The 24,235-nt window shown below is 71.3% G+C and carries 22 protein-coding genes; 6 read left to right on the top strand and 16 right to left on the bottom strand.

What is annotated here, in order from left to right:
- Positions 1-18: 18 nt before the first annotated feature.
- The 3 genes from OG417_RS41745 to OG417_RS41755 all read right to left on the bottom strand — a co-directional run bounded on the left by OG417_RS41745 (position 19) and on the right by OG417_RS41755 (position 3,239).
- Positions 19-921, bottom strand: coding sequence for a hypothetical protein (locus OG417_RS41745; protein ID WP_329241181.1), 903 nt, complete (start codon positions 919-921; stop codon positions 19-21).
- 106 nt (positions 922-1,027) lie between these two features.
- The gene (locus OG417_RS41750) at positions 1,028-1,873 is read right to left on the bottom strand and encodes a hypothetical protein (protein ID WP_329241184.1); all 846 of its coding nucleotides are present in this window, start codon (positions 1,871-1,873) and stop codon (positions 1,028-1,030) included.
- Positions 1,874-1,970: 97 nt separating this feature from the next.
- Positions 1,971-3,239 (bottom strand): phenylacetate--CoA ligase family protein, encoded by a 1,269-nt coding sequence (locus tag OG417_RS41755; RefSeq protein ID WP_329241187.1) that lies wholly within the window; start codon positions 3,237-3,239, stop codon positions 1,971-1,973.
- 76 nt (positions 3,240-3,315) lie between these two features.
- Between OG417_RS41755 and OG417_RS41760 the strand changes: the two genes are divergently transcribed.
- Positions 3,316-4,353 carry a M48 family metallopeptidase gene (locus OG417_RS41760; protein WP_329241190.1) on the top strand — a complete coding sequence of 346 codons (1,038 nt, stop codon included), beginning with the start codon at positions 3,316-3,318 and terminating at the stop codon, positions 4,351-4,353.
- Between the two features lie 161 nt (positions 4,354-4,514).
- On the opposite strand, the gene OG417_RS41765 is transcribed toward OG417_RS41760, so the two are convergent.
- Genes OG417_RS41765 through OG417_RS41775 form a run of 3 tightly spaced genes read right to left on the bottom strand, consistent with a single transcriptional unit; the run spans position 4,515 to position 6,004 of the window.
- Positions 4,515-5,012 carry a WXG100-like domain-containing protein gene (locus OG417_RS41765; protein WP_329241193.1) on the bottom strand — a complete coding sequence of 166 codons (498 nt, stop codon included), beginning with the start codon at positions 5,010-5,012 and terminating at the stop codon, positions 4,515-4,517.
- A 52-nt stretch (positions 5,013-5,064) separates the two neighbouring features.
- Positions 5,065-5,400 carry a hypothetical protein gene (locus OG417_RS41770; protein ID WP_329241198.1) on the bottom strand — a complete coding sequence of 112 codons (336 nt, stop codon included), beginning with the start codon at positions 5,398-5,400 and terminating at the stop codon, positions 5,065-5,067.
- A 10-nt stretch (positions 5,401-5,410) separates the two neighbouring features.
- Positions 5,411-6,004 (bottom strand): hypothetical protein, encoded by a 594-nt coding sequence (locus OG417_RS41775; protein WP_329241200.1) that lies wholly within the window; start codon positions 6,002-6,004, stop codon positions 5,411-5,413.
- Positions 6,005-6,466: 462 nt separating this feature from the next.
- Between OG417_RS41775 and OG417_RS41780 the strand changes: the two genes are divergently transcribed.
- Positions 6,467-7,615 (top strand): ROK family transcriptional regulator, encoded by a 1,149-nt coding sequence (locus OG417_RS41780; protein ID WP_329241203.1) that lies wholly within the window; start codon positions 6,467-6,469, stop codon positions 7,613-7,615.
- 108 nt (positions 7,616-7,723) lie between these two features.
- A complete protein-coding gene (locus OG417_RS41785) occupies positions 7,724-9,967 on the top strand; it encodes a glycoside hydrolase family 3 N-terminal domain-containing protein (protein ID WP_329241206.1) in 2,244 nt (747 codons plus the stop codon).
- An 86-nt stretch (positions 9,968-10,053) separates the two neighbouring features.
- Here the strand turns inward: OG417_RS41785 and OG417_RS41790 are convergent, their stop codons facing one another.
- The 3 genes from OG417_RS41790 to OG417_RS41800 form a co-directional block, all read right to left on the bottom strand.
- Entirely contained in the window at positions 10,054-12,240 is a 2,187-nt protein-coding gene (locus OG417_RS41790; RefSeq protein ID WP_329241209.1) for an MMPL family transporter, read from the bottom strand.
- Positions 12,241-12,358: 118 nt separating this feature from the next.
- A complete protein-coding gene (locus OG417_RS41795; RefSeq protein WP_329241212.1) occupies positions 12,359-12,556 on the bottom strand; it encodes a hypothetical protein in 198 nt (65 codons plus the stop codon).
- Positions 12,557-12,612: 56 nt separating this feature from the next.
- Positions 12,613-12,954, bottom strand: coding sequence for an ArsR/SmtB family transcription factor (locus tag OG417_RS41800; protein WP_329241215.1), 342 nt, complete (start codon positions 12,952-12,954; stop codon positions 12,613-12,615).
- 151 nt (positions 12,955-13,105) lie between these two features.
- Here OG417_RS41800 and OG417_RS41805 point away from each other — a divergent pair, with 151 nt between their 5' ends.
- The 3 genes from OG417_RS41805 to OG417_RS41815 all read left to right on the top strand — a co-directional run bounded on the left by OG417_RS41805 (position 13,106) and on the right by OG417_RS41815 (position 15,781).
- Positions 13,106-13,678, top strand: coding sequence for an RNA polymerase sigma factor (locus OG417_RS41805; RefSeq protein WP_329241217.1), 573 nt, complete (start codon positions 13,106-13,108; stop codon positions 13,676-13,678).
- Positions 13,675-14,235, top strand: coding sequence for a hypothetical protein (locus OG417_RS41810; RefSeq protein ID WP_329241219.1), 561 nt, complete (start codon positions 13,675-13,677; stop codon positions 14,233-14,235). The genes OG417_RS41805 and OG417_RS41810 overlap by 4 nt, the downstream gene beginning before the upstream one ends.
- Positions 14,236-14,371: 136 nt before the next feature.
- The gene (locus OG417_RS41815) at positions 14,372-15,781 is read left to right on the top strand and encodes a phospholipid carrier-dependent glycosyltransferase (protein WP_329241222.1); all 1,410 of its coding nucleotides are present in this window, start codon (positions 14,372-14,374) and stop codon (positions 15,779-15,781) included.
- Here the strand turns inward: OG417_RS41815 and OG417_RS41820 are convergent.
- The 7 genes from OG417_RS41820 to OG417_RS41850 all read right to left on the bottom strand — a co-directional run bounded on the left by OG417_RS41820 (position 15,750) and on the right by OG417_RS41850 (position 24,180).
- Positions 15,750-17,003 carry a glutamate-5-semialdehyde dehydrogenase gene (locus tag OG417_RS41820; RefSeq protein WP_329241225.1) on the bottom strand — a complete coding sequence of 418 codons (1,254 nt, stop codon included), beginning with the start codon at positions 17,001-17,003 and terminating at the stop codon, positions 15,750-15,752. The two genes, OG417_RS41815 and OG417_RS41820, sit on opposite strands and share 32 nt — an antisense overlap.
- 9 nt (positions 17,004-17,012) lie before the next feature.
- Positions 17,013-18,155, bottom strand: coding sequence for a glutamate 5-kinase (gene proB / locus OG417_RS41825; RefSeq protein ID WP_329241228.1), 1,143 nt, complete (start codon positions 18,153-18,155; stop codon positions 17,013-17,015).
- 22 nt (positions 18,156-18,177) lie between these two features.
- A complete protein-coding gene (gene obgE, locus OG417_RS41830; protein WP_329241231.1) occupies positions 18,178-19,680 on the bottom strand; it encodes a GTPase ObgE in 1,503 nt (500 codons plus the stop codon).
- Between the two features lie 157 nt (positions 19,681-19,837).
- Complete coding sequence (rpmA, locus tag OG417_RS41835) at positions 19,838-20,095, bottom strand: 50S ribosomal protein L27 (RefSeq protein ID WP_290119150.1); 258 nt, start codon at positions 20,093-20,095, stop codon at positions 19,838-19,840.
- 10 nt (positions 20,096-20,105) lie between these two features.
- A complete protein-coding gene (gene rplU / locus OG417_RS41840) occupies positions 20,106-20,420 on the bottom strand; it encodes a 50S ribosomal protein L21 (protein WP_285585043.1) in 315 nt (104 codons plus the stop codon).
- Between the two features lie 296 nt (positions 20,421-20,716).
- Positions 20,717-23,197: an Rne/Rng family ribonuclease gene (locus OG417_RS41845; protein WP_329241235.1), complete on the bottom strand. Its 2,481-nt coding sequence runs from the start codon at positions 23,195-23,197 to the stop codon at positions 20,717-20,719.
- A gap of 164 nt (positions 23,198-23,361) precedes the next feature.
- Positions 23,362-24,180, bottom strand: a complete 819-nt coding sequence (locus tag OG417_RS41850; protein WP_329241238.1) for a TIGR03936 family radical SAM-associated protein — start codon at positions 24,178-24,180, stop codon at positions 23,362-23,364.
- Between the last annotated feature and the right edge of the window lie 55 nt (positions 24,181-24,235).

The following is a 24,235-nucleotide window of genomic DNA, read 5'->3' on the forward strand; positions in this document are numbered from 1 at the left end:
TTACGAATCGGGGAAACGTCAGCGTTCGGCAACGTTGCGGAGCCGGAGGGTGACCCTCGCCAACGTCGCGGCCGACCTGTGGGGCTCGACGACCATGCCGAAAGTGGAGGAGTCCGCCCACGCGCAGACCATCGCGGTCACGCCCCCCAAATCACCGTTACCGCAGCGGAGTACACCGCCGAAGTGCCCTGGCGCGTAGTCCTTGGTCTGGTCCACTCCCGTGCCGAGAAACAGCTGGTCGACCTCCTCCGACGGGGACGTCGATCGCATCGCTTCGGCCATCTCCGGGCTGTCCTTGGCCGACATACCGGTGAAGATCAGCCGACGGCCGGGGTCGCCACCGTAGGTGTAGATCGCGATCTTCCACTTCGCGTATACATCGGCGTACTTCCCATTCTCCTTGGTCATCGCCTGGCGCATCGTGTGGACGATCCGATCCGCGACGTTCCCGGTCAGGCGTCGGTACGCTCCAACGGTCCTCGGGGGCACGATGGAGTGCGTCACGCTCTCGGCCGCCGGCGACGTCGCGTCGCCGGCCGGCGCGCCGGCCGCATCCGGCCGGGGGTGGTGGCCGTCGGATGACAAAACCACGCCGGCCAGCGTGGCGACGCCGCCCAGCACGACGACCGCGCCGATCACCAGCCCGACGATCAGCCCCGTCCGGCGCCGGCTCGACGGCTCCGCCCACGGCTCGGGTCCGAACGACGCGAACCGCGCGCCGTGCGGGTCAGACCGCGCCCCAGGCTGCCCGCCGTACGCCACGGCCTGCCCGCCGTACGGCTCACGCCGCTCGCCGTACGCACCACCCGGTCCTCCCTCGTACGGCGGCTGTGCTCCAGCTCCGTATGGCACCCCGTCCCGGGGCTCGTCCGGCCACTGCCCGCCATCCGGCGGCACGAAGCCGCCCCGCCCACCGCTCACGCGTCCCCATCCCCACATGCCTCCGAATAGTGGATTGATTATCCACTATTAGGCCTTAATGTCGCTATAAAACCTTTTGTGGAGGTATGACACGCATCGGGAAACGTCAGCGTTCGGCGGCGTTGCGCAGGCGGAGGGTGATCCTCGCGAGCGTCGCGGCCGACTTCTTGGGCTGGAAGGCCATGCCGACAGTGGAGGAGTCCGCCCAGGCGCAGGTCATCCCGCCCATATATTCCAGATCGCCCTTACTGCACCGGAGTACGCCGCCCAAAGGCCCGGTCGGGTAGTTCGTGGTCTGGTGCACCCCCGCGGCGAGGAACATCTGGTCGACCTCCTCCGACGGGGACGTCGTTCGCATCAGTTCGGCGATCTTCGGACTGTCCTTGGCCGACATGCCGATGAACATCAGCCCACGGTCCGCGGGGCCGCCGTTCGTATAGAGCGCGATCTTCCACTTGGCGTACACATCGGCGTACTGGCCACCTTCTTTGACCAACGACTGACGCGTGGTGCGGACGATCCGGTCCACGGCCTTACCCGTCAGCCGCCGGTACGGTCCGACCCTCCTCGGCAGCACGAGCGAGTGCGCCGGGCTCGCGTCCGCGGGCGAGGTCGCGTCACTGGAAGGCGTGCCCGTGGCCGCATCCGGCCGGGTGTGGTGATCGGATGACGACGCCACGCCGACCAGCGCCGCGGCGCCGCCCACCACGACGACCGCGCCGATCGCCAGCCCGACGATCAGCCCCGTACGGCGCGGCCTCGACGGCTCCGCCTGCGCCTCGATCCCGTACGCCCCGGGCCACCCGCCGTGGGAATCGGGCCGCGCGCCGTACGCACCCGGTCGCCCCTCGTACGGTAACCGTGCTCCGGCCTCGTAAGGCGCCCCGTCCCGCCCCTCGTCCGTCCGCTGCCCGCCATCCGGCGGCACGAAGCCACCCTGTGCACCGCTCACGCGCTCCCCGTCCCGAAACCCTCACCGATCAAATGGTCGGTAAAGATTAGCCAGGTGCCGACGGCGTTATGTCGCAAATCGGGATCAATCAGGATATTCACAGACCGGGGAGCGGCGCCTCTCCGGACTCCCAGGTCACCACGCGGACCGCCTTGCCGATCTCCACGCGCGGGACCGTTCCGGCGGGCAGTACCCGGACCTCGCACGACAGGCCCAGTTCGGCCGACAGCACCTGCTCCAGCCCGGCGTCCGCCTCCTCGCACGCCACGATCAGCCGGGGCATGGTCGCCCGCCGGTCGACGATGACCTGGTAGTGCGGCGAGGCGTGCCGCAGCAGCACCGCCTCGATCTCGCGCGGATAGACGTTCACCCCGCGGACGACCAGCATGTCGTCGCGTCGGCCCAGCACCTTGCTCATCCGTACGAGCGTGCGCCCGCACGGGCACGGCGCGGTCGTGAGCGACGCGACGTCCCCGGTGCGGTAGCGCAGCAGGGGCATCGCCTCGCGCGTCGTGGTGAACACCAGCTCGCCCGGCGTGCCCTCCGGCACCGGCGAGCCGTCCTCGCCGACCGCCTCGACGAGGAAGTGGTCCTCGTTGACGTGCAGGCCGTCGCGTTCGAGGCACTCGGTGGCCACGCCCGGGCCGATGACCTCCGACAGGCCGTAGATGTCCAGCGCCGCCAGGCCGAGGAGGTCCTCGATCGTGCCGCGCATCTCCTCCGACCAGGGCTCGGAGCCGAACAGGCCCGCCTTGAGGTTCAGCTCGACCCCGGCCTCCCGCGCGGCCTCGCCCAGGCGTACCGCGTAGGACGGCGTGCAGGTCAGAATGTCGGGCCGCAGGTCGGCGAGCAGCCGGACCTGCCGCTCGGTCATGCCACCGGACATCGGCACGACGGTCGCGCCGAGGGCGATCGCGCCCTGGTGGATGCCGAGCCCGCCGGTGAACAGCCCGTAGCCGTACGCGTTGTGCACCACACTGTCCGGGCCGGCGCCGGCGCAGACCAGGGATCGCGCGCACATCGCCGCCCACAGCTCCAGGTCGCCCCGCGTGTACGGGACGAGCGTGGGCCGGCCGCGCGAGCCGCTGGAGCCGTGCACCGCGACGACGTCGCGCATCGGCACCGCCAGCATGCCGTGGGGGTAGGAGTCCCACAGGTCCTGCTTGGTGGTGAACGGCAGCTTGGGCAGGTCGGCGAGCGCGACGTCCTCTCCCCCCGTGACGCCGGCCTCGCGCAGCCGCTCGCCCTGGACGCCACCGGCCCGTACGAGCCGGTCGATCAGCTCGCGCAGCCGGGTCTGCTGCAGTGCGGCCCGTTCGTCTCGCGACATCGTCTCCTCGGGCCCGGGCCCGTACGCCTCCACCATGACCGGACCATAGATCGGGTACACGCGGAAGGGGAACCCTGAGCGCGAGACAAGCGTCGGACATAGCATGCCGGACATGACGAGCAATACGCCCGACCGTTCACGCACGCGTTTCCCCGGGATCAGCTCCCGCGCCTACGAACATCCCGCGGATCGGTCGGCGCTGGTCGCGCTGCGGTCGCTGACCGGCTTCGACACCGTGCTCAAGCGCCTGGCGGGTCTGTTCAGCGAGCGCGCGATCCGGTTGATGTTCCTCGGCGGGAGCGTACGCGCGGGTGAGACGCAGTTCCGCAACATCAACGACATGGTCCGCGACGCCGCCTACATCCTCGACCTGCCCGAGGTGCCGGAGCTGTACGTCACGCAGGACCCCGCGCCGAACGCCATGACGATCGGCACCGACCACCCGTTCATCGTGCTCAACACCGGCCTGGTCGACCTGCTCGACGACGAGGAGCTGCGGTTCGTCGTGGCCCACGAGGTCGGGCACGTGCTCTCCGGGCACGCGGTGTACCGGACGATGGCGCTGATCCTGACCAACCTCGGCGCGCGGATCGCCTGGCTGCCGCTCGGCAACATCGCCATCTCGGGCATCCTCATGGGCCTCAACGAATGGCAGCGCAAGTCCGAGCTGTCCGCCGACCGCGCCGGGCTGCTCGCCGGCCAGGACGTCGACGCGGGCAAGCGCGCCCTGATGAAGCTCGCCGGCGGCGGCCGTCTGACGGAGATGAGCTCCGAGGCGTTCCGCGAGCAGGCCCGCGAGTACGACGCGGCCGGCGACGTGCGCGACGGGCTGCTGAAGTTCCTCAACCTGCTCACCCGCTCCCACCCGTACGCCGTGGTGCGCTTCGCGGAGCTGGAGCACTGGGCCGCCGAGGGCGAATACCAGCGCGTCCTCGCGGGTGACTACCCCCGCCGGGCCGACGACCCGAACGCCTCGATCTCCGAAGAGATCAAGAACGCCGCCCGCGCGTACCGCGAGTCGTGGAACCGTAGCGAGGACCCGTTCATCGGCGTGGTCAAGAACGCGGCCGAGGGCGCGGTCAACGTGGGCGAGAAGATCTTCTCCCGCTTCGGCGGCCGCCCTGGAGACGACCGCAACAGCGACTCCTGACGGCGGTACACCGCACCTTCATCCTCAGGCGAACGCCCGGCGGACCCGAGAGACGGCCTGCCGGGCGTTGACGGCTGTTCGACCGTGGCGAGCGACACGCGGAGGTCGCTCGCCGACGCCTCACCACATCGGTCTTGGCGCCGTCCCAGAGCACCGGGGTGCTACGCGCCCCCCATGATCAGGGTGGCCAACGTGTTCGTCGCGGCGTTCTGGCTGAGACGGCCGACCGCCAGTTCCTCCGGCCAGGCGACCTCCCCACCGGGGACGAGCGCGGAGGCGGCCATCTCCGCCAGGGTGGAGGCACCGGAGACGAGCTTGAAAATCTTGTAGGCGCTCAGTCCGTTCGGCACCACACCGCCGCCGATGAACGCCGCCACGTTCGCGCCCTTACCGTGGTCGTCGAGGTTCTTGATCGGACCCTGCGGATGGTCGACCGTCTGGGTCATCTGCGTCCCGGCCGATCCCTGGACGGCTGAGGTCGCACGCTGCCCGTGAGTCTTCGCGTCGGTCACCGCGGGCTGCAGGCTGGTCGCGTGCTGCTGGTACAGCCTGCCGACCTTGTGCGCGTCGTCCTCGTTGGCGTTGGTCCAGCCCGCCCCGCCGGCTATGCCCATGAGGTTGAGCAGCTTGCCCATCCAGCCCGGGAGCTCTATCGCCATCGGATCATGTCACCTTTCCGGCCGCGCCCGGCCGACTCGGTTCGCGCTCGGATCAAGCCTGGACCGGCCCGGACAGGCCGGTGTTCGCCTCTTCGGCACCGGTCATGTTCCCCGACATCACCTGCATCGCCTGTCCGTGGCCGTGCAGCACGTCGAGGTTCTGGTGGCCGGTGGACATCATCATCTCGTGGACGGCCGTGAAGCATCCACCGAGCAGGCCACCGATCAGGTCGTTCGGGTCCTTGTTGGGATTCCACCACTCGCCCAGGCCCTGGATCTGCGCCTGGGTGTTGTTCAGCTGGGTCCGCGCATTCTCATGGGCGGCCACGAGTCCGTCGCCGGACTGCTTGAGCTGCGGCCGGTCGTACTGGATCTGCTGCTCGGTCATCCTCGCTCCCTCAACGCTCCGGCTCGATGCCGTTGACCACATCACTCAGTGACCGGAAGTAGGACTCCAGCCGGGCCATGTTCCGTTCCCGCAACTGGCCGAGCTGTTTTCTTATCGCCTCCGGGTCGATGCCGGACTCCGCCTGCCGGTCCCGCGTCTTGGTGGCCAGGTCGTCCAGTGCGGCGTTCACCGCCGTCACGACGTCCCGTTCGAGCTCGACGGTGCCGCGCATCGCGCGGGCGTCCAGGACCAGCGATTTGAGCCGGTTGCCGGGAACGCACACCGCGCGCACCGAGCCCCGGGGGGCCTCGCCCGTACCGGTGAGCTCCTCCTCGCCGAGGTTCCGCGCCTCGTCCACCGTTCGCAGGACGTCGGTCACCTCATCGATCATGTCGTCGACGTTCAGGGCCGGCAGATCGGCGACCTTGACTCCCGACTGACGCAGTTGGGCGCTGACCTCCGCGGCGAAGTCCAGGCGCTGGTTCATGTCGTGTTTGAACTGCTCGTTCGCCTTCCGCAGGTCGGCGATGACCTCACGCAGATCGAATTCCGGGACCTCGGTGCCGAGACGGCGCGAACGGAAGTCATCGAGTGCGGCATTCACCGCCTCAATGAGAAGCCGGCTCACATCCTCCCGGGACGACCGGAGCAGCCTCGCCTCCACACGAACGGTCTCCAGCCGCTCGCCGACCACGGTCACCTGAACGCGACCCTCGTCGGCTTCGCCGACCCCGCGAATGACTGTTTCAGAGCCGGTGTCCGGCCGCTCTACCGACCACTGCGCCATGGCCCGATCGTACAGGGATCGCGCCTTACGCGAGAGATGAGCGTCAACGACAGAAGTGTCGTTAATGATGCTCCGAAGGCGCCCCTACGCACGGCGGATTTCCTCAACAGAATGTTGACGCCCGACGGCGGCTTCGGCCGGCGAAAGAAGAAGGAACGACAGCAGGAGAAGGGAGCCGCGTACCGGCGACGATCGAGGCGGGGACTCCGGCCATGGTTGCGCGTAACCTGTGGTTCACTTCTTGAACACCGTAGACCCGCTGGGGGACCGATGGTGGCGATGCCGGGCTCGCAGACGTCCCTGCGGGAGGCCAATCAGCGGCGGGTCATCCAGGCGGTGCGCGAGTCCGGGGCGCCGACCCAGGCCGACATCGCGCGCAGCACCGGGTTGTCCCGTGCGACCGTGTCCAACATCGTCCGGGAGCTCGCCGCCGACGGGCTGCTGGTCGTCCGGCCCACGTCGGCCGGTGGACGGCGCGCCCGCGCGGTGTCGCTGGCGCCCGGTGCCGGGTTCGCCGTCGGTGTCGACTTCGGTCACTCGCACCTGCGCGTGGCGATCGGCAACCTCGCCCGCGAGGTCATCGCCGAGCGGGTCATACCGCTCGACGTCGGCGCGTCCGCCGCCGACGGGCTGTCCGCGGCGGAGCGTCTCATGGACGAACTGCTGACGTCCGCCGGCGCGACGCGCGACGACGTGGTCGGGATCGGGCTCGGCGTGCCCGGCCCGGTCGACGCGGTGACCGGCACGATCGGCTCGAGCACCATCCTGCCCGGCTGGGCCGGCATCCACGCCGCCGACGAGGCCGCCCGGCGCCTCGGCCGCCCCGTGCACGTCGACAACGACGCCAACCTCGGCGCGCTCGGCGAGATGACGTGGGGCGCGGCGCACGGCCACGCCGACGCCGCGTACATCAAGATCAGCTCGGGCGTCGGCGCCGGCATCGTCATCGGCGGCCGGCTCTACCACGGGCCCGGCGGCACCGCGGGCGAGCTCGGGCACCTCACGCTCGACGAGAGAGGGCCGATGTGCCGCTGCGGCAACCGCGGCTGCCTGGAGACCTACGCCGGTGGCCGTTATCTCGCCGAGCTGCTGCGGCACGCGCACGGCGACGGGCTGACCACCGCGCGCATCGTCGAACTGGCCCTGGCCGGCGACGCGCCCTGCCGCCGCGCGGTCGGCGACGCCGGCCGGTACGTCGGCGCCGGCGTGGCCAGCCTGTGCAACCTGCTGAACCCCACACGGGTCGTGGTCGGCGGCGATCTGGGGCGGGCGGGCGACCTGCTGCTGGATCCGATGGCCGAGGCGGTGAGACGGTCGGCGATCGCCAGCGCGGCCTCGCTGGTCTCGATCGTGCCCGGGGTCCTCGGCGACCGCGCGGAGGTGCTCGGCGCGCTCGCGCTCGTTCTCCAGATCGCGTTCAACTCTTGAACGATTCTGGCAGACTTCGGCCAAACTTAATTCAAGCCTTGATTTGATCTTCAGCTGGGTCTTTGATCACAGAACCTCTTCTTGATCCCCCGCCTGGAGAACACGCGCATGAGACTGAGGTCCAGGGCCGCCCATATCGGGCTGGCCGTCACTGTCACCCTTTCCGGCCTGGCGCTCAGCGCGACCGGCGCCAGCGCCCAGTCCGGCTATCAGGACCCGCACGCCCCCATCCCCGCCCGGGTGGCCGACCTGCTCAAGCGCATGACGCTCGAGGAGAAGGTGGGCCAGATGACCCAGCCCGCGGTGCTCAACATGCAGGGCGACTGCCAGTGGTCCGGCGGCACCCTGGTCGAGTCCTGCATGAAGCATGTCCTGACCGACCTGAAGGCCGGCTCGGTGCTGTCCGGCGGCGGTGAGACCCCGCCGCAGAACACGCCCAAGGACTGGGCCGACATGGTCAACGCGGTCCAGAAGTACGCGATCGACCACTCCCGCCTGCACATCCCGATCGTGTACGGCGTCGACGCCGTACACGGGCACAACAACGTGCTCGGCACCACGAAGTTCCCCCAGCAGGTGGGCATCGGGGCCACGTGGGACCCGCAGCTGTCCGAGGCGATGGGCGAGTCCACCGCACGCACGGTGAAGGCGACCGGTCCGCAGTGGGACTTCGCGCCGGTCGAGGACATCTCCCGCGACACCCGCTGGGGCCGCTACTACGAGACCTACTCCGAGGACCCGTACCTCGCGGGCTCGCTCGGCGCCGCCAACATCCAGGGCCTGCAGAAGTCCGGCCAGGTCGCGGCGACGGTCAAGCACTTCGCCGGCTACTCGGCGCCGTTCGCGGGCCACGACCGCACCGAGGCGCACCTGGACCCGCGCTACTTCCAGGACACGTTCCTGCCGGCCTACAAGGACGCGGTCGACGCGGGCGCGCTGACCCTCATGGTCAACTCCGGTTCGGTCAACGGCGTCCCGGCGCACGCCTCCCACTACCTGCTCACCGACCTGTTGCGCCGGCAGTGGGGCTTCAAGGGCGTCGTGGTCAGCGACTGGGACGACGTCAAGAGCCTGCAGACCGCGTACCACCTGAGTGACAGCTACGCGGGGGCGGCGGCCATCGCGGTCAACGCCGGCGTGGACATGGCGATGCTGCCGCCGGGCAGCGTCGACGACTACGTGAACGGGCTCATCGCCGACGTCAAGAGCCACAAGGTGTCGAAGGCGCGCATCGACGAGGCCGTGTCACGCATCCTGACGCTGAAGTTCAGGCTCGGCCTGTTCGAGCACCCGTACGTGGACTCCTCCCAGGCGGACGGCATCGCGCTCGGCGCCGACAAGGACCTCGCGGTCCGCGCGGCCACCGAGTCGCAGACACTGCTGAAGAACGACGGCAACGTGCTGCCGCTGTCGACCGGCCTCGGCAAGGTGGTCGTGACCGGCCCGAGCGCCGACTCGATCCCGAACCAGGACGGCGGCTGGACGATCCAGTGGCAGGGCATCCCGGACGGCGTCAACGATCCGGGCGTCACCATCTACCAGGGCATCAAGAACCTCATCGGCGACCACGCCAAGCTGGTCAAGGACGCCGGTGACGCGGTCGACCAGACCAAGGACGCCGACGCGGCCGTCGTCGTGGTCGGCGAGAAGCCCGGCGCCGAGGGCGTCAACGACAACGAGACGCCCGAGCTGGCCGCCGACCAGCAGAAGCTGGTCGACGACCTGCAGGCCACCGGCAAGCCGGTGATCGTGGTGGTCGTGGCCGGGCGGCCTCTCGCGCTCGGCGGTGCCGCCGACGCCAAGCAGCTGCTGATGTCCTGGCTGCCGGGCAGCGAGGGCGGTACGGCGGTGGCGAACGTCCTGTTCGGCAAGGCGAACCCGAGCGGCCGCCTGCCGGTGTCGTGGCCGAAGGTCGCCGGCGACGAGCCGATGTTCTACCAGCAGCTGGCGGGCACCAACTCCGGCACGAGCTCCTCCTACGACCCGCTGTTCGGCTTCGGCGCGGGCCTGTCGTACACCTCGTACGCGGTGAACGACGTCTCGGTCTCGGGCGGCAGAACGGTGAAGGTGTCGGTGAAGGTCGCCAACACCGGATCCCGCGACGGAGACATGGTGGTGCCGGTCTTCGCCCAGCAGCCGGTCAGCCGCATCCTCGTCCCGCCGAACCGTCTCGTGGCCTACACCCGCGTGCCGCTCAAGGCCGGCCAGTCCACGACCGTCTCGCTGTCGTTCCCGCTGTCGCGCCTGGCCGTGACGCAGGGCGACATCAACGGGTCGTCCACCCGGTCGGTCGTCCCCGGCCAGTACAAGATCGTCGCCGGCGGCAAGTCCGCGGACCTGACCGTCCACTAGGCGACGGCGACCAACCGGCCCTCCGCCGGGAGAGGCGGTCGCCCCGGCGGGTTCGCAACCCACCCGCCGGGGCGGCCCAGCCGCTCTCAGCCGAGGGCTTCACTCATCTGCGGCCGGACCGGGTCCCGGCCCCACGCCCGGTCGCCGAGCAGCGCCAGGGCGGCCGGGAGGAGCACGCCGCGAACGAGGGTGGCGTCGATCAGGATGGCCACGGACAGCCCGACGCCCATCATCTTGTACTCGATCGCGGTCAGCACGACGAAGACGCTGAACGCCGCGGTCATGATGACGGCGGCGCTGGTCACGACGCCGGCACTGGCGCCGATGCCGCCGACGATCGCCTCGCGCGGACCGGCCCCTCCCGACCGGCGTTCGCGGATCCGGCTGAGGATGAAGATGTGGTAGTCCATGCTCAGGCCGAACAGGATGACGAACATGAACACCGGCAGCCAGTCGACGATCCCTCCGTAGGAGGTGAAGCCGAGCAGCGAGCCCCCGTGACCGCCCTGGAACACCCAGCCGAGCACGCCGCACGCGGCACCGATGGACAGCAGGTTCAGGGCGATCGAGACGAGCGGCACGGCGACGGAGCGGAACGCCACGGCGAGCAGCACGAACGCCAGCACGAGCACGAACCCGAAGACCAGCGGCGTACGGCCGGAGAGCTGCCGGGTGAAGTCGTACGCCAGCGCGGTCCTGCCGGCGACCCCGTACTCGACGCCGTCCACGTGCCCGAACGCCGCGGGCAGCGACCTGTGCCGCAGCGTGTCCAGCGCACGGACGGCCGTCTCTCCGTTGCCGAAGTCGGCCAAGGGCACCCTCAGGAGCAGCGCCCGGCCGACCCTCGCCTGGGCGATCGGCTCCGCACCGCCGCTGCGCAGGTCGTCGACGGCCCGCCGTACGCCGGGAGCGTCGAGCGCGCCTTCGCGTGTCTCCCACACCACCACCCGGGCCGGAGACGGCGTGCCCGGGAACGCCTCCTGCATGCGGACGGCGGCGTCCACGACGGGCACGCTGCGCGGCAGGCTGTCGGTCACGGCCGCGTCCTGAAGATGGAGCCCGAACACGGGCAGCGCCATGACCACCAGCGCGAGCACGGCCGCTCCGCCCCAGACGAGCGGCCGTCTCACGACCACCCGCGCGACGGCCGTCCACGTCCGTGACTCCGCCGCCGCCGTACGCCGGCGGCCCAGCCACGGGATGCGGCTCCGGTCCACCCAGCGGCCCAGCAGGCTCAGCAGCGCCGGCAGCACGGTCACCGAGCCGACCATCGCCAGGCCGACCACGAGCACCGCGCCGATCGTCAGCCCGCGCAGTTCGGCCAGCCCGCTGAACAGCAGCCCGGTCATGCAGAGCATCACCGTCAGGCCCGAGACGAGGATGACGTGCCCCGACGTACGCGCGGTGATCCGCAGCGCCTCCCGTACGGTACGCCCCGCGGCGCGCTCCTCGCGTTCCCGCCGCAGGTAGAACAGCGAGTAGTCGATGCCGACCGCGACGCCGATCAGCAACACCATCGAATGGGTCGCGCTGTTGATCGGGGTCCAGTGATCGACCACCTGCAGCAGGCCGAACGCGCCGATGACGGTGCTGAGCGCGAGCAGCAGCGGAATCCCCGCCGCGATCAGCGAGCCGAACGCCACCAGCAGGATCACCACGGTGACCGGCATCGAGAAGTGCTCGGCCCGCTGGAAATCGCCCTTGATGCCCTCGTCGACCGCGGAGCTCAGGCTCCGGTCCCCGGCCTCCACCACGCGCGCCCCCGGATGGCGGGCCGCCACCTGCGCCACCGCCCGGACGACGGCGTCGTACTGCGCGTCCACCCGCTCGTACGGTCCGGCGAGCTGGAAGGTGACCAGGCCGGAGCGGCCGTCCTCGGACACCGCGGGTGAGCGGAGTCCCGTCACGGTGCCGGGCGTCCGCTGGAGCGCCGCCTCCAGGTCCCGCGCGGCCTGACGCAGGTCCGGGTCGTCGGCGAACCGCCCGTCCGTACGGGACTGGACCAGCACGTTCTCCAGGACGGGCACGTAGGCGTGCTGGGCGTCCAGGATCCGTTGGGCCCGGCCCGACTCGCCCGGATCGACACCGCCGGCGCCCTGACCCGGAATCAGCGCGCTGGAGAGCACGGCGAAGATCACCAGGGCGAACCAGCCCGTGATGGCCAGTACGCGGTGCCGCACCGACCATCCCGCGACGCGCTCCACCAGGGGAGCGGGACCGGCCGGAGCGCGCCCGGCGGCCTCCGGCACGGCCGACTTGCCAATGCGCAGCATGAGCTGCTGTCCTTTCCTTGAAGGGGTATTCGACGAGAACTCGCCCTCGGGCGAGGTGATGCTTCTTCGCTACCTGGGCCGCCGAGTTGCAGCTCGGCGGCCCAGGGCATCCGGGTCCTTACTCGACCTCTTTGAGGATCCGTTCCAGCGAGGCCAGGCGCGCCCGCATGTCCTCCAGCACGAGGGTGATCTCCCGGAGCTGCAGGTCGGTGCGTTCCTGTACGGCCGCCGTGGTCTCGGCGAGCTGGTGGTACCTGCCCTCGCGTGGCGACAGCACCTTGGCCCGCCAGATGGCGGCGATCTGCCAGATGGTCACGGCGATCACCGTGGAGAGTCCGGCGGCTCCGACGACTTCCGCTAGCGCATGCCCGTTCACGTGGGTGTTTCCTCCTCGCCGCCGCGCTGGACGATCTCAGGTGTGGTGAGAGTGAGTACGGCGGCCGCGACGGCCTCCGGGGAGAGCTGGATGGAGAAGGGAGTCACCTCGTAGAACTTCATCGCCTTCCCGTCCTCGGACAGCTCCATCTGGGCCGACACGAGCCCGGCCGCCTGGAGCTTGCGCAGGTGCACCTGGAGCAGCGCGCGACTGATGCCCAGCTCGCGGGCCAGCCGGCTGACGTAGTTGCGCTCACGCGCCAGCGCCGCGACGACTCGCAGGCGATGCGGGTTGGCGAGCGTCGCCAGCACCTCCACGAGTTCGTCGCCGTTCGGCACGTCGACTCCTAATCTTTGTTTGCGCCTGCAAGAAAAAGTTAGCAGGTATCGATCGCGGACACCACCGGACGAGTAACCCGGGATGTAACGCTTTTTCCGCCGACGACCAAGTAAGGGTGTTAGCGGGCGGACGGCGAAGGAGGCGGGGCGGATGCGCGGCAGCGACGCATCGCCGGCGGAGGTGGCCACCGACCCCGAGGCGTTCGAAAGGTTCTACCGGCGCCACATCGAGGTGGTCACGCGGTTCGTGACACGCCGGGTCGACGATCCGCACCTGGTGGCCGACCTGGTCGCGGACGTGTTCGTCGCGGTGATCGACTCGGCGCACACCTACCGCGCGGACCGCGGCACCGAGGTCGAGTGGCTGCACGGCGTGGCGCGCAACACGCTGGGGGCCTACCGGCGGCACGCGGCGCGGCAGCAGCGGCTCGAGCACCGGATCGCCGGGCGCCGCCTGCTCGACCCTGACGACGTGTCCCGGCTCGAGGACCGCATCGACGCGGAGAGACCGGCGCGCCGGCTGCTGGCCGCCATGGCGGGGCTGCCCCCGAGCGAGCGCGCGGTACTCGAGCTGGTGGCGATCGACGAGCTGACCGTCGGGGAGGCCGCCGCGGTCCTGGGCATCCGGCAGAACACCGCCCGGGTACGGCTGCACCGGGCCCGCCGGTCGCTGCGCGGCAACGCCGATCTCGATCTGACCGTCGCCGTGGAGGGACTGCGATGACCTTCGAGGACAGGCTCCTGGCGGAGCTGAAGACCGAGGTGGCGGGACGAGCCGCCCGGCGACGCGGTACGGCGCGGTGGTGGGCGAGGCCGCGGCCGGTGGCCGTCGCGGTCGCCGCGGTGGCGGCCCTCACCGCGGTCGCCGTGCCCACGCTGATCGGCTCCGAAGCCACGGCGGCCTACGCGGTCACCCGGAACGCCGACGGCTCGATCACCGTGACCATCAAGGAGTTCCGGGAGGCGGACCGGCTGCAGCGGGAACTCGCGGGCGACGGCGTCCGGACCGACATCACGTATCTGCCCCAGCACAAGAGATGCGCCGGCGTACGGGGCACCGAGGTCGACTCGGCCCCTCCCCCGCACGAGCCGCTCGTGTGGCCGGAACGGGAGCGGCCGGTGCGATCCTTCAAGATCTCCCCGCAGCTCGTCGAGCCCGGCCGGACACTCGTACTGGAGCTCGCCGAGTCGCACCGCACGAAGCTGTGGAAGCTCAAGTTCTACCTGGTGACCGGGCCGGTCGGGCCGTGCGTGCTCGAGAACGACCCGTACTGGAACTGACCGGCGCGTGAGGCCCGTCACCGCGTAGCCCCCGCCGACGGACCCCGCCCTCTCCGCCCCTGGGAACCGCCCGGCGACGGTGACGCACGCTATTGGACTCATTCACAGTAAGGGGCTGGTCGCTTTGGCGTCCCCCGTGGCCGGCGTTGAGGCGCCGGTCTCCCCCACGCCGTCCCGCGCACCCGGCGCACGCACGCGGTGGGCGGCGCACGCGCCGTTCGCGGTGGTCCTCGCCGTCGCGGCCGTGCTGCGGGCCGTGACGATGATGGGATACCGGCCCGGCCGCGTCTACTACATCGACTCCTACGAGTACCTCGACCTCGCGCTGCACCCGCGTCCCGGAACGGGCTTCCGTGGCATCGGCTATCCGCTGCTGCTGCGCCTGCTGCTGCCGTTCCACAGCGTTCCCGTCGTGGTCGCGGCCCAGCACGTCCTCGGCCTCGCGACCGGCCTGCTGATGTACGCGCTGCTCCGCCGCAGGGGCGTGCCCGCGTGGGGCGCCGTGCTCGCGACGGTGCCCGTGCTGTTCGACGGGCAGATGCTCCAGCTCGAACACGCCGTGCTGTCCGACACGATGTTCCTGTTCCTCGTGGTCGTCGCGGTGGTGGCGCTGATGTGGTCGCCCGGCCGCCCGTCGGCGCGGGCGGCGGCGGGCGCGGGCCTGTCGCTCGCCCTGGCCGCGCTGACCCGGAGTGTGGGCCTGCCGCTGCTCCTGCTCGTGCTGGCCTACCTCGCGGCACGCCGGATCGGCGTACGCCGGTTCGCCGCCGCTGCGGTCGCCGGGCTGCTGCCCCTGGTGATGTTCGCCGGCTGGTACCGGGCCGACAACGGCCGCCTCGCCCTCTCCGGGACCGACGGGGTCGCCCTCTGGGCACGGACCATGACCTTTGCGGACTGCCGCCGGATCCAGCCGCCGCCGGACGAGGCTCCGCTGTGCCCGAACGGCACCTGGCAGGACGCGGCCTCGGAATACGTGTGGGACCCCGGCTCGCCGATCAACCGCATGCCCGGGGGCGCCGCCGCGAACAACGACCTCGCACGGTCCTTCGCGCTACGCGCGATCCTCGCCCAGCCGCTGGACTACCTCGGCGCGGTCGGCCACGACGTCTCGCTGGCGTTCCACTGGACACCGGCCCGCCACCCCCGGCGCGTGACTCCCGCGTTCGGCTTCGCGAAGGGCCGCTGGGCACCGACCGGGGTGCCGCCGTGGGCGCGACGGACCCTGTCCGCGTACGCCCCCGGTGCCACCGGGGAGTACCGCTCCGTCGAGCCGTACGCGGCCGTTCTGCGCGCCTACCAGTACCCCGCCTACCTGCGCGGTCCGTTCCTGGCGGCGATCCTCCTCGCGGGCGCGCTCGGCCTGCGGCGCGGCACGCTGCTGCCGTGGGGCGCGGCGGTCACGCTGCTGGTCGTGCCGGTCGCGGTCCTCGACTTCGACCACCGGTACGTCCTGCCGGTCGTACCGGTGGCCTGTCTGGCCGCGGCGCTGGCCCTCGCCGGACGGCCCGGCCGGGTCAGGCCCCCTTCAGGTGGCCCTCGCCGGTGACGACGTACTTGGTGGAGGTCAGCTCGGGCAGCCCCATCGGACCGCGGGCGTGCAGCTTCTGGGTCGAGATGCCGATCTCCGCGCCGAAGCCGAACTCCTCGCCGTCGGTGAACCGCGTCGAGGCGTTGACCATGACGGCCGCGGAGTCGACCAGGGCCACGAACCGGCGGGCCGCCGGCTGAGAGGTCGTCACGATCGCCTCGGTGTGCGCCGAGCCGTACCGGCGGATGTGCGCGACCGCCTCCTCCAGCGAGCCGACGACGGCCGCGGCGAGGTCGAGGGAGAGGTACTCACGTCCCCAGTCCTCCTCGGTGGCCGCAACGACGTCGTCGCCGTACGCGCGCACCGCCTCGTCGCCGTGCACGGTGACGCCCTTGGCGCGCAGGGCCTCCAGCGCGCGCGGCAGGAAGTCGGCGGCGATGTCGCGGTGCACGAGCACCGTCTCGGCCGCGTTGCACACCGACGGCCGCTGCGTCTTGGCGTTCACCAGGATGTCCACGGCCATGCCGAGGTCGGCGTCGGCGTCGACGTAGACGTGGCAGTTGCCGACGCCGGTCTCGATCACCGGGACGGTCGACTCCTCCACGACCGAGTTGATCAGCGACGCGCCGCCGCGCGGGATCAGCACGTCGACCAGGCCGCGGGCCCGCATGAGGTACTTCACCGAGTCGCGGTCGCGGCCCGGGACGAGCTGCACGGCGTCGGCGGGCACGTCGGTGAGCGCCGAGCGCATGACCTCCACCAGCGCGACGTTGGAGTCGTACGCCGAGGAGGAGCCGCGCAGCAGCACGGCGTTGCCGCTCTTGAGCGTCAGGGCGGCGGCGTCGACGGTGACGTTCGGCCGGCCCTCGTAGATGATGCCGACCACGCCCAGCGGCACGCGGACCTGCCGCAGCTCCAAGCCGTTCGGCAGGGTGTAGCCGCGGACCGACTCCCCCACCGGGTCCGGCAGCGAGGCCACATGGCGTACCGCCGCCGCGATCTTCTCGACGCGCTCGGCGGACAGGCTGAGCCGGTCGATCATGTACTCGGACGTGCCCGCCTCGCGGGCCCGCGCGACGTCACCGGCGTTCGCCTCGACGATCTCGGCGGACCGGGCGAGGAGGGCGTCGGCGATCGCGTGCAGCGCGGCGTCCTTGGTGGCGCGCGGCAGCGGGGCGAGCTCGGCCGCCGCCTGCCGGGCGCGTCGCGCCACGTCGAGAACCTGCTCCTGGGTGGTCATGCTCCCCTCCTACCCCGCCGCCGACCGCGACGGTGTCTCCGGACTCGCCAGGACGACGAGGTCGTCCCGGTGGACGATCTCGCGTTCGTACTCCGGGCCGAGCTCGCGCGCCAGCCAGCGCGTCGAGCGGCCCATGAGGTCGGGGATCTCCCCCGCGTCGTAGTTGACCAGCCCGCGGGCGATCAGGCCGCCCTGCTCGTCGCACATGTCCACCGGGTCTCCGGCGCTGAAGTCGCCCTCGACCCCGGTGATCCCGGCGGGCAGCAGCGACTTGCCGCGGCGTACGACGGCCTCGACCGCGCCCGGGTCGAGCCGTAGCCGTCCCTGGCCGGTCGTGGCGTGCGCCAGCCACTGACGCCGTGCCGACGGCCGTGTCACCGGCGGGTGGAAGTACGTGCCGGCCTCCTCACCGGCCAGCGCCGCGCCGACCGAGGCGGCGTCGGTCAGCACGACCGGCACGCCCGCGATCCGCGCGGCCTCCACCTTGGTCACCATGCCACCGGTGCCGACCCGCCCGGAGCCGCCGAGGCGTACGCCGTCGAGGTCGGCGGGCCCGCGGACGTGCTCGATGCGGCGGGAGCCCGGCAGCCGCGGGTCGCCGGTGTAGAGCGCGTCGACGTCGGAGAGCAGGATCAGCGCGTCCGCGCGGACCAGGTGGGCGACCAGGGCGGCGAGCCGGTCGTTGTCGCCGAAGCGGATCTCGTCCGTCGCGACCGTGTCGTTCTCGTTGACGATCGGCACGACGCCGAAGGCCAGGAGCTGCTCCAGCGTGCGCCGGGCGTTGCGGTGGTGCGAGCGCCGCATCATGTCGTCCGCGGTGAGCAGCACCTGCCCGACGCCCAGGCCGTACCGCGCGAAGGAGGACGCGTAGCGGGCGATCAGCAGGCCCTGACCCACGCTCGCCGCCGCCTGCTGGATGGCCAGGTCACGCGGGCGTGCCGGCAGGCCGAGCGGACCCATTCCGGCGGCGATCGCGCCCGAGGACACGAACACCACCTCGCGGCCCTTGCCGCCGTCCGGGCTCCGCCAGCCGGTCAGGGCGTCGACGAGCGCGTCGATGCGGGCGGCGTCGATCGCGCCGTCCGGAGTGGTGAGCGAGGAGGAACCCGCCTTCACCACCACGCGGCGGGCGCTCGTGATCGCGGTACGCATCAGCTCGTCCGCCTCCGGCGCGTCATCGGCCCTCCAGTCTGGTGTCGGTGCCCCGGCGGCCCAGCCCCTGCTCGGACCCGGCGAGCACCTCCGGCTCCCAGTCGAAGACGATCGAGTCGTCCTCGGTGCCGATGAGCACGGTCGCGCCGGGCTCGGCCCCCGCCTCGGCCAGCCGCTCCTCGACGCCGAGCCGGGCCAGCCGGTCGGCCAGGTACCCGACGGCCTCGTCGTTGGAGAAGTCGGTCTGCCGGAGCCAGCGGCGCGGCTTTTCCCCGGTGATCAGGAAGCTGCCGTCGCCGAGGCGGCGGATCTCGAACTCCGGCCCGCCGACCGGCGCCGGCCGGATGACCAGCCGGGTGGGCTCCTCGGCCGGCTGCGCGGCGCGGTAGGCGTCCACCATCTCGGCCATCGCGAAGCCCAGCTCGCGCAGGCCCTCGTGCGTGGCGGCCGAGATCTCGAACACCCGCAGCCCGCGCTGCTCGAACTCCGGCCGTACGAGCTCGGCCAGCTCACGGGCCTCGGGGACGTCGACCTTGTTGAGCACGATGACCCGGGGCCGGTCGGCCAGCGGCCGGTCGCCGAGGGCGTTGTAGGCCTCCAGCTCGGCCTCGATGACCTCGAAGTCGGAGATCGGGTCGCGGCCCGGCTCCAGGGTCGCGCAGTCGAGCACGTGCACCAGCGTCGAGGCGCGCTCGATGTGCCGCAGGAACTCCAGGCCCAGGCCCTTGCCCTGGCTGGCCCCCTCGATGAGGCCGGGCACGTCGGCGACCGTGAAGACGGACTCCCCCGCGCTGACCACGCCGAGGTTGGGCACGAGCGTGGTGAAGGGGTAGTCGGCGATCTTGGGTTTGGCCGCGGACATGGCCGCGATCAGCGACGACTTGCCCGCGCTCGGGAAGCCGACGAGGGCGACGTCGGCGACGGTCTTCAGCTCCAGGACGACGTCGAGCTCGTCCCCCGGCTCGCCCAGCAGGGCGAACCCGGGCGCCTTGCGCCGCGCGGTGGCGAGCGCGGCGTTGCCCAGTCCGCCGTGCCCGCCCTGGGCGACGACGAATCGCGTGCCGGCCCCGGTCAGGTCGGCGAGGATCTCGCCGGCCGGCGTCTTGACGACCGTGCCGTTCGGCACGGGCAGCAGGAGGTCCTCGCCGTTCGCGCCGTTCTTGTGCGAGCCCTGTCCCTGCTTGCCGCCGCTCGCCGTGCGGTGCGGGCGTTTGTGGTATTCGAGCAGGCTGGCGGAGTTCGGATCGACCTCGAACGTGATGTCACCGCCGCGCCCGCCGTTGCCGCCGTCGGGGCCGCCGAGCGGCTTGAACTTCTCCCGGTGCACCGAGGCGCAGCCGTTCCCGCCGTTGCCGGCCTGCAGATGCAGCGTCACCCGGTCGACGAACTGCGCGCCCTTGCCGCCCGGGGCGCGACCTCGGGCGGGGGCGTGATCGTCCCGGTGGCCTGTTGCCCCCGACCAACCGACCCCGACCGACCTCCCGGCGTGCTCCCCCGTCGCCGGGGGAACGGCACGATCCGGCATGGTTCCTTCTTCCTGTCGTGAAATACGACGAGGGCGGACCGATCAATCGGTCCGCCCTCGTCTCGAGGTCATACGTGCCACCCAACACCGGGGCCCCCGTGTCGCCGGGGGTTCCAGGGGGTCGCCCCCTGGGCCAGCACGAGTCGTCCGGCGAACCTTACTCCGCCGGAGGGACGATGCTGACGGCGCGACGGCCGCGGTAGCGGCCGAACTCGACCGCGCCCGCGACGAGCGCGAACAGCGTGTCGTCGCCGCCGCGACCCACACCCGGACCCGGGTGGAAGTGCGTGCCGCGCTGCCGGACGATGATCTCGCCGGCGTTGACGACCTGGCCGCCGAACCGCTTCACTCCGAGCCGCTGAGCGTTGGAGTCACGGCCGTTGCGGCTGGACGAGGCGCCCTTCTTGTGTGCCATTGTCTGCGACCTACTTTCCGGCCTTGATACCGGTCACCTTGACCTGGGTGTACGGCTGACGGTGACCCATGCGCCGCTTGTACCCGGTCTTGTTCCGGTAGTGCATGATGTTGATCTTCGGGCCCTTGGTGGCCCCGAGGATCTCGGCGGTGACCTCGTACTTGGCCACATCGGCGGGCGCGCTGACGACGTTGTCGCCGTCGACGACGAGCACTGCCGGCAGCGTCACCGTGGAGCCGACCTCACCGGACAGCTTGTCGACGGCGAGCACGTCGTCGACGGCCACCTTCTCCTGCCTGCCGCCGCAACGGACGATCGCGTACACCGCGGAACCTTTCCTTTGCGTGCCTCGGGCACGACTAACCGAACTGAAGCTCATTTCGGAAGCTGCTGCCTGCGCCCCGTCGGGCGAGGGGCCTCAGGCGCGCTAACAACGACGCACAAGCGCCGGATGACCAGGATACCGGATCGGAAGCCTCAAGGTCGAACCGGACGCCGCTTCCGAACCGTGGACCGGCAACAAGCGTGCCGATCCACGGCCCGGGGCGCACGTCGGTGACGCGTCGAGGACCGGAAGCCGTGGCCATCCGGTGCCCCGCCGCGCTCCGTGCCGGATGCCCGTCAGTCGGCCGCAGCCTCGGACTTGGCCCGCGGCGACCGGCGGGAACGCCGGCGGCGTCCGTTGGCGGAGGGCTCGGTGTCGCTCACCTCGGCGTGGTCGGCCGGACCGGCGTGGTCCGCGGCCACGGGCTCGGCGGCGCCGTGACCGTTCTCCCCGCTGTCCGCCATGGCGGGCTCCTTGACCGGCTCTCCGGCGTCCGGCTTGGCGGCCTCCTTGGCGCGCTCGGCCTGGGCCATCTTGTCCTCGACGGCCTTCTCGATGTCGCCCTTGCGCTTGCGGCGCCGGCTCGACCCGCCGGACTTGTCGGCCTTCGGCTCGACCGGCGAGAGCGTCACGTGGATCCCGCGGCCGTTGCAGCACTCGCACGGCTCGGAGAAGGACTCCAGCAGCCCCCCGCCGACGCGCTTACGGGTCATCTGGACGAGCCCGAGCGAGGTCACCTCGGCGACCTGGTGCTTGGTGCGGTCACGCGACAGGCACTCGAGCATCCGGCGCAGCACCAGGTCCCGGTTGCTCTCCAGGACCATGTCGATGAAGTCGATGACGATGATGCCGCCGATGTCACGCAGCCGGAGCTGGTGGACGATCTCCTCGGCGGCCTCGAGGTTGTTGCGGGTGACGGTCTCTTCGAGGTTGCCGCCCTGCCCGGTGAACTTTCCGGTGTTGACGTCGACGACCGTCATGGCCTCGGTGCGGTCGATGACCAGCGAGCCGCCGCTCGGCAGCCACACCTTGCGCTCCATGGCCTTGGCGATCTGCTCGTCCACGCGGTAGCCGGAGAAGATGTCCTCACCGTCGGACCACAGCTCGAGCCGGTCGGCCAGGTGCGGCGCGACGTAGCCGACGTACTCCTTGACCATGTCCCAGGCGTCCTCGCCCTGAACCACGAGCTTGCTGAAGTCCTCGTTGAAGATGTCGCGCACGACCCGGATGGTCAGGTCCGGCTCGCCGTACAGCATGGCCGGGGCGTTCGCCGTCTTGGACTGGCGCTTGATGTTCTCCCACTGCGCGGACAGGCGCGAGACGTCGCGGGCCAGCTCCTCCTCGGCCGCGCCCTCGGCGGCGGTCCGGACGATCACGCCGGCGTTCTCGGGCATGACCTTCTTGAGGATCTGCTTGAGGCGCGTGCGCTCCTTGTCGGGCAGCTTGCGGCTGATGCCGGTCATCGAGCCGTCCGGGACGTACACGAGGTAGCGGCCCGGAAGCGAGATCTGGCTGGTCAGGCGCGCGCCCTTGTGCCCGAGCGGGTCCTTGGTGACCTGGACGAGGACCGACTGGCCGGACTTGAGCGCCGACTCGATGCGGCGCGGCTGGCCCTCCAGCCCGGCCAGGTCCCAGTTGACCTCGCCGGCGTACAGCACGGCGTTGCGACCCTTGCCGATGTCGACGAACGCCGCCTCCATCGACGGCAGGACGTTCTGCACCTTGCCGAGGTAGACGTTGCCGACGTAGGACTGGTGGCTCGACCGGTCGACGTAGTGCTCGACCAGCACGTTGTCCTCGAGGATGCCGATCTGCGTACGGTCGCCCTCCGAGCGGATCACCATGACGCGCTCGACGGACTCGCGGCGGGCCAGGAACTCCGACTCGGTGACGATCGGCGGCCGGCGGCGGCCCTGCTCGCGTCCTTCGCGGCGGCGCTGCTTCTTGGCCTCCAGGCGTGTGGAGCCCTTGACCGCCTGCACCTCGTCCTCGACGGCGCGGGGCTCGCGGACGTGCACGACGGTGTTGGGCGGGTCGTCGCCCGCGATGTCGTCGCCCTCGCCCCCGCCCGCGCGGCGACGACGGCGGCGACGACGGCGGCTCGAAGAGGAGCCGGCCTCCTCGCGCTCCTCGCCCTCGTCGGCGGACTCCTCGTCGGCCTGCTGGGAGTCCTCGTCGGTCTCCTTGCCGGTGTCCTCGGCCTCCTGGCCCTCGCGGGCCTTGCCACGGCCACGGCCGCCACGGCGGCGACGGCGGCGGCCGCCCTTGTCGGTGCCCTCGTCGTCGTCGGCCTGGTCGTCGGCCTCGTCGGCCTTCGGCGCCTCCTGCTTCGGCTCGGCCTTGGGCTTGGCCTGGCTCTCGGCCTTGGGCCGGCGCGGCGGCGCCTCCTCGGCGGGCATGGCCGGAGGCTGGAAGACGACCATCGGCGGCTGGAACGCCGCGTCGGGGACCTCCGGGCCCTTGGGCGCGCTGGAGACGGCCGGCGCCGCCGGCTCGGTCTTCACCGTGGCCTCGGCCTTCACCGGCGTCTCGGCGGCCGGTGCCTCCGGCGCCTCGGCCGCGGCCTTGCGCGTGGTCCGGCGGGTGCGGGTCGTCTTGGCGGGACGAGCCTGGTCCTCGCCTGCGGGCGCGGACGGTGTGCTCTCCTCGGGCTCAGGAGGCGGCCCGGCCGGGCGGCTGGCCCGGCGCGGGCGGCTCACCTTGGTGGTCTCACCAGTCGATTCATTGCCGGTGTTCTCAGTGCCGCCTGTGGCGTCACCGATCTCGTTGTCAAGCATGCGGGCGTTCTCCCGTCAGCTCCCGGGCGCGACCCGCCAGGGTGCGCCGCGCAGGAGCGATCCGTTTCTCGTTGGCGCCGGCTCGGCCCTTCGGGTCGTGCCGACAAAGTCATGAGGGGTGCGCCCGGCTTTCGGCGAGAATCCATGCGATGCACGGAAATCGCCTACGGCTGGGCACCGACGGCGTCCGGCTCCGCCATCCGTACGGCGTCCGCGTGCGCGGCGGCGACATCGCCTGCCGGTGCGGTCTGCCGGTCGGGGGCCAGCGGGTCGGTGAGCTCACCGGTGTCATCGGCGAGCAGTCCCTGCGCCAGCCGCGTCACCAAGGGAGGCGACGGCGGCGCGAGGCCGGCCACAAGCCGAAGTCCGGTGAGGACGTCGTCAGGTCGAACAGCGGGTGTCGTGTGCCGAACAACCATTCGAAGTATGGCACACTGCGCATCCGCGCCCTCGGTGGCGCGCCGGTCGAGCTCGCACGCGATGACCGCGCCACGGGCGTCGAAGCTCCGGCGGCCCTTCTTGGTGAGGCGTTCGACCTCGATCTCATCGGCCGCCATGAAGGCGGCCACGGCGGCGCCGGCGGTCTCCGGGGCGACCCCGTCGAGACGTACGAGCCAGCTCGATGCCTCCAGGCGGTCCGCCAGAGTCCCGCTGCGCGCCTCGACGACGTCGAGGATGTCGAGACCCTCGGGTAGCGCGTCGTCGAGATCGGCCCGCAGCCGGCCTGGATCGCAGGGGGCGGCAAGCCCGATTTCGAGGTATTCCGCCTCACTGGCGACACCAGTGGCCGCCGCACCCGAATACGAGATCTTCGGGTGGGGGCTGAATCCGGCGCTGAACGCCACCTGGATCCCGGCGCGCCGGATGGCGCGTTCCACGGCCCGGGAGATGTCTCGGTGGCTGGTGAACCGCAGCCTGCCGCGCTTGGCGTAGCGCACGCGAAGCCGCTGGGTCACGGGGGCCGGCGCCGGGCCCTCCGGCATGGGTGCCAGTGTTTTGATCCTTCCTACTCGTGCCAGTGCGAAAGTCTTTTGTTCT

This window comes from Actinoallomurus sp. NBC_01490 (assembly GCF_036227085.1).
In the GTDB taxonomy this organism is placed as follows: domain Bacteria; phylum Actinomycetota; class Actinomycetes; order Streptosporangiales; family Streptosporangiaceae; genus Actinoallomurus; species Actinoallomurus oryzae.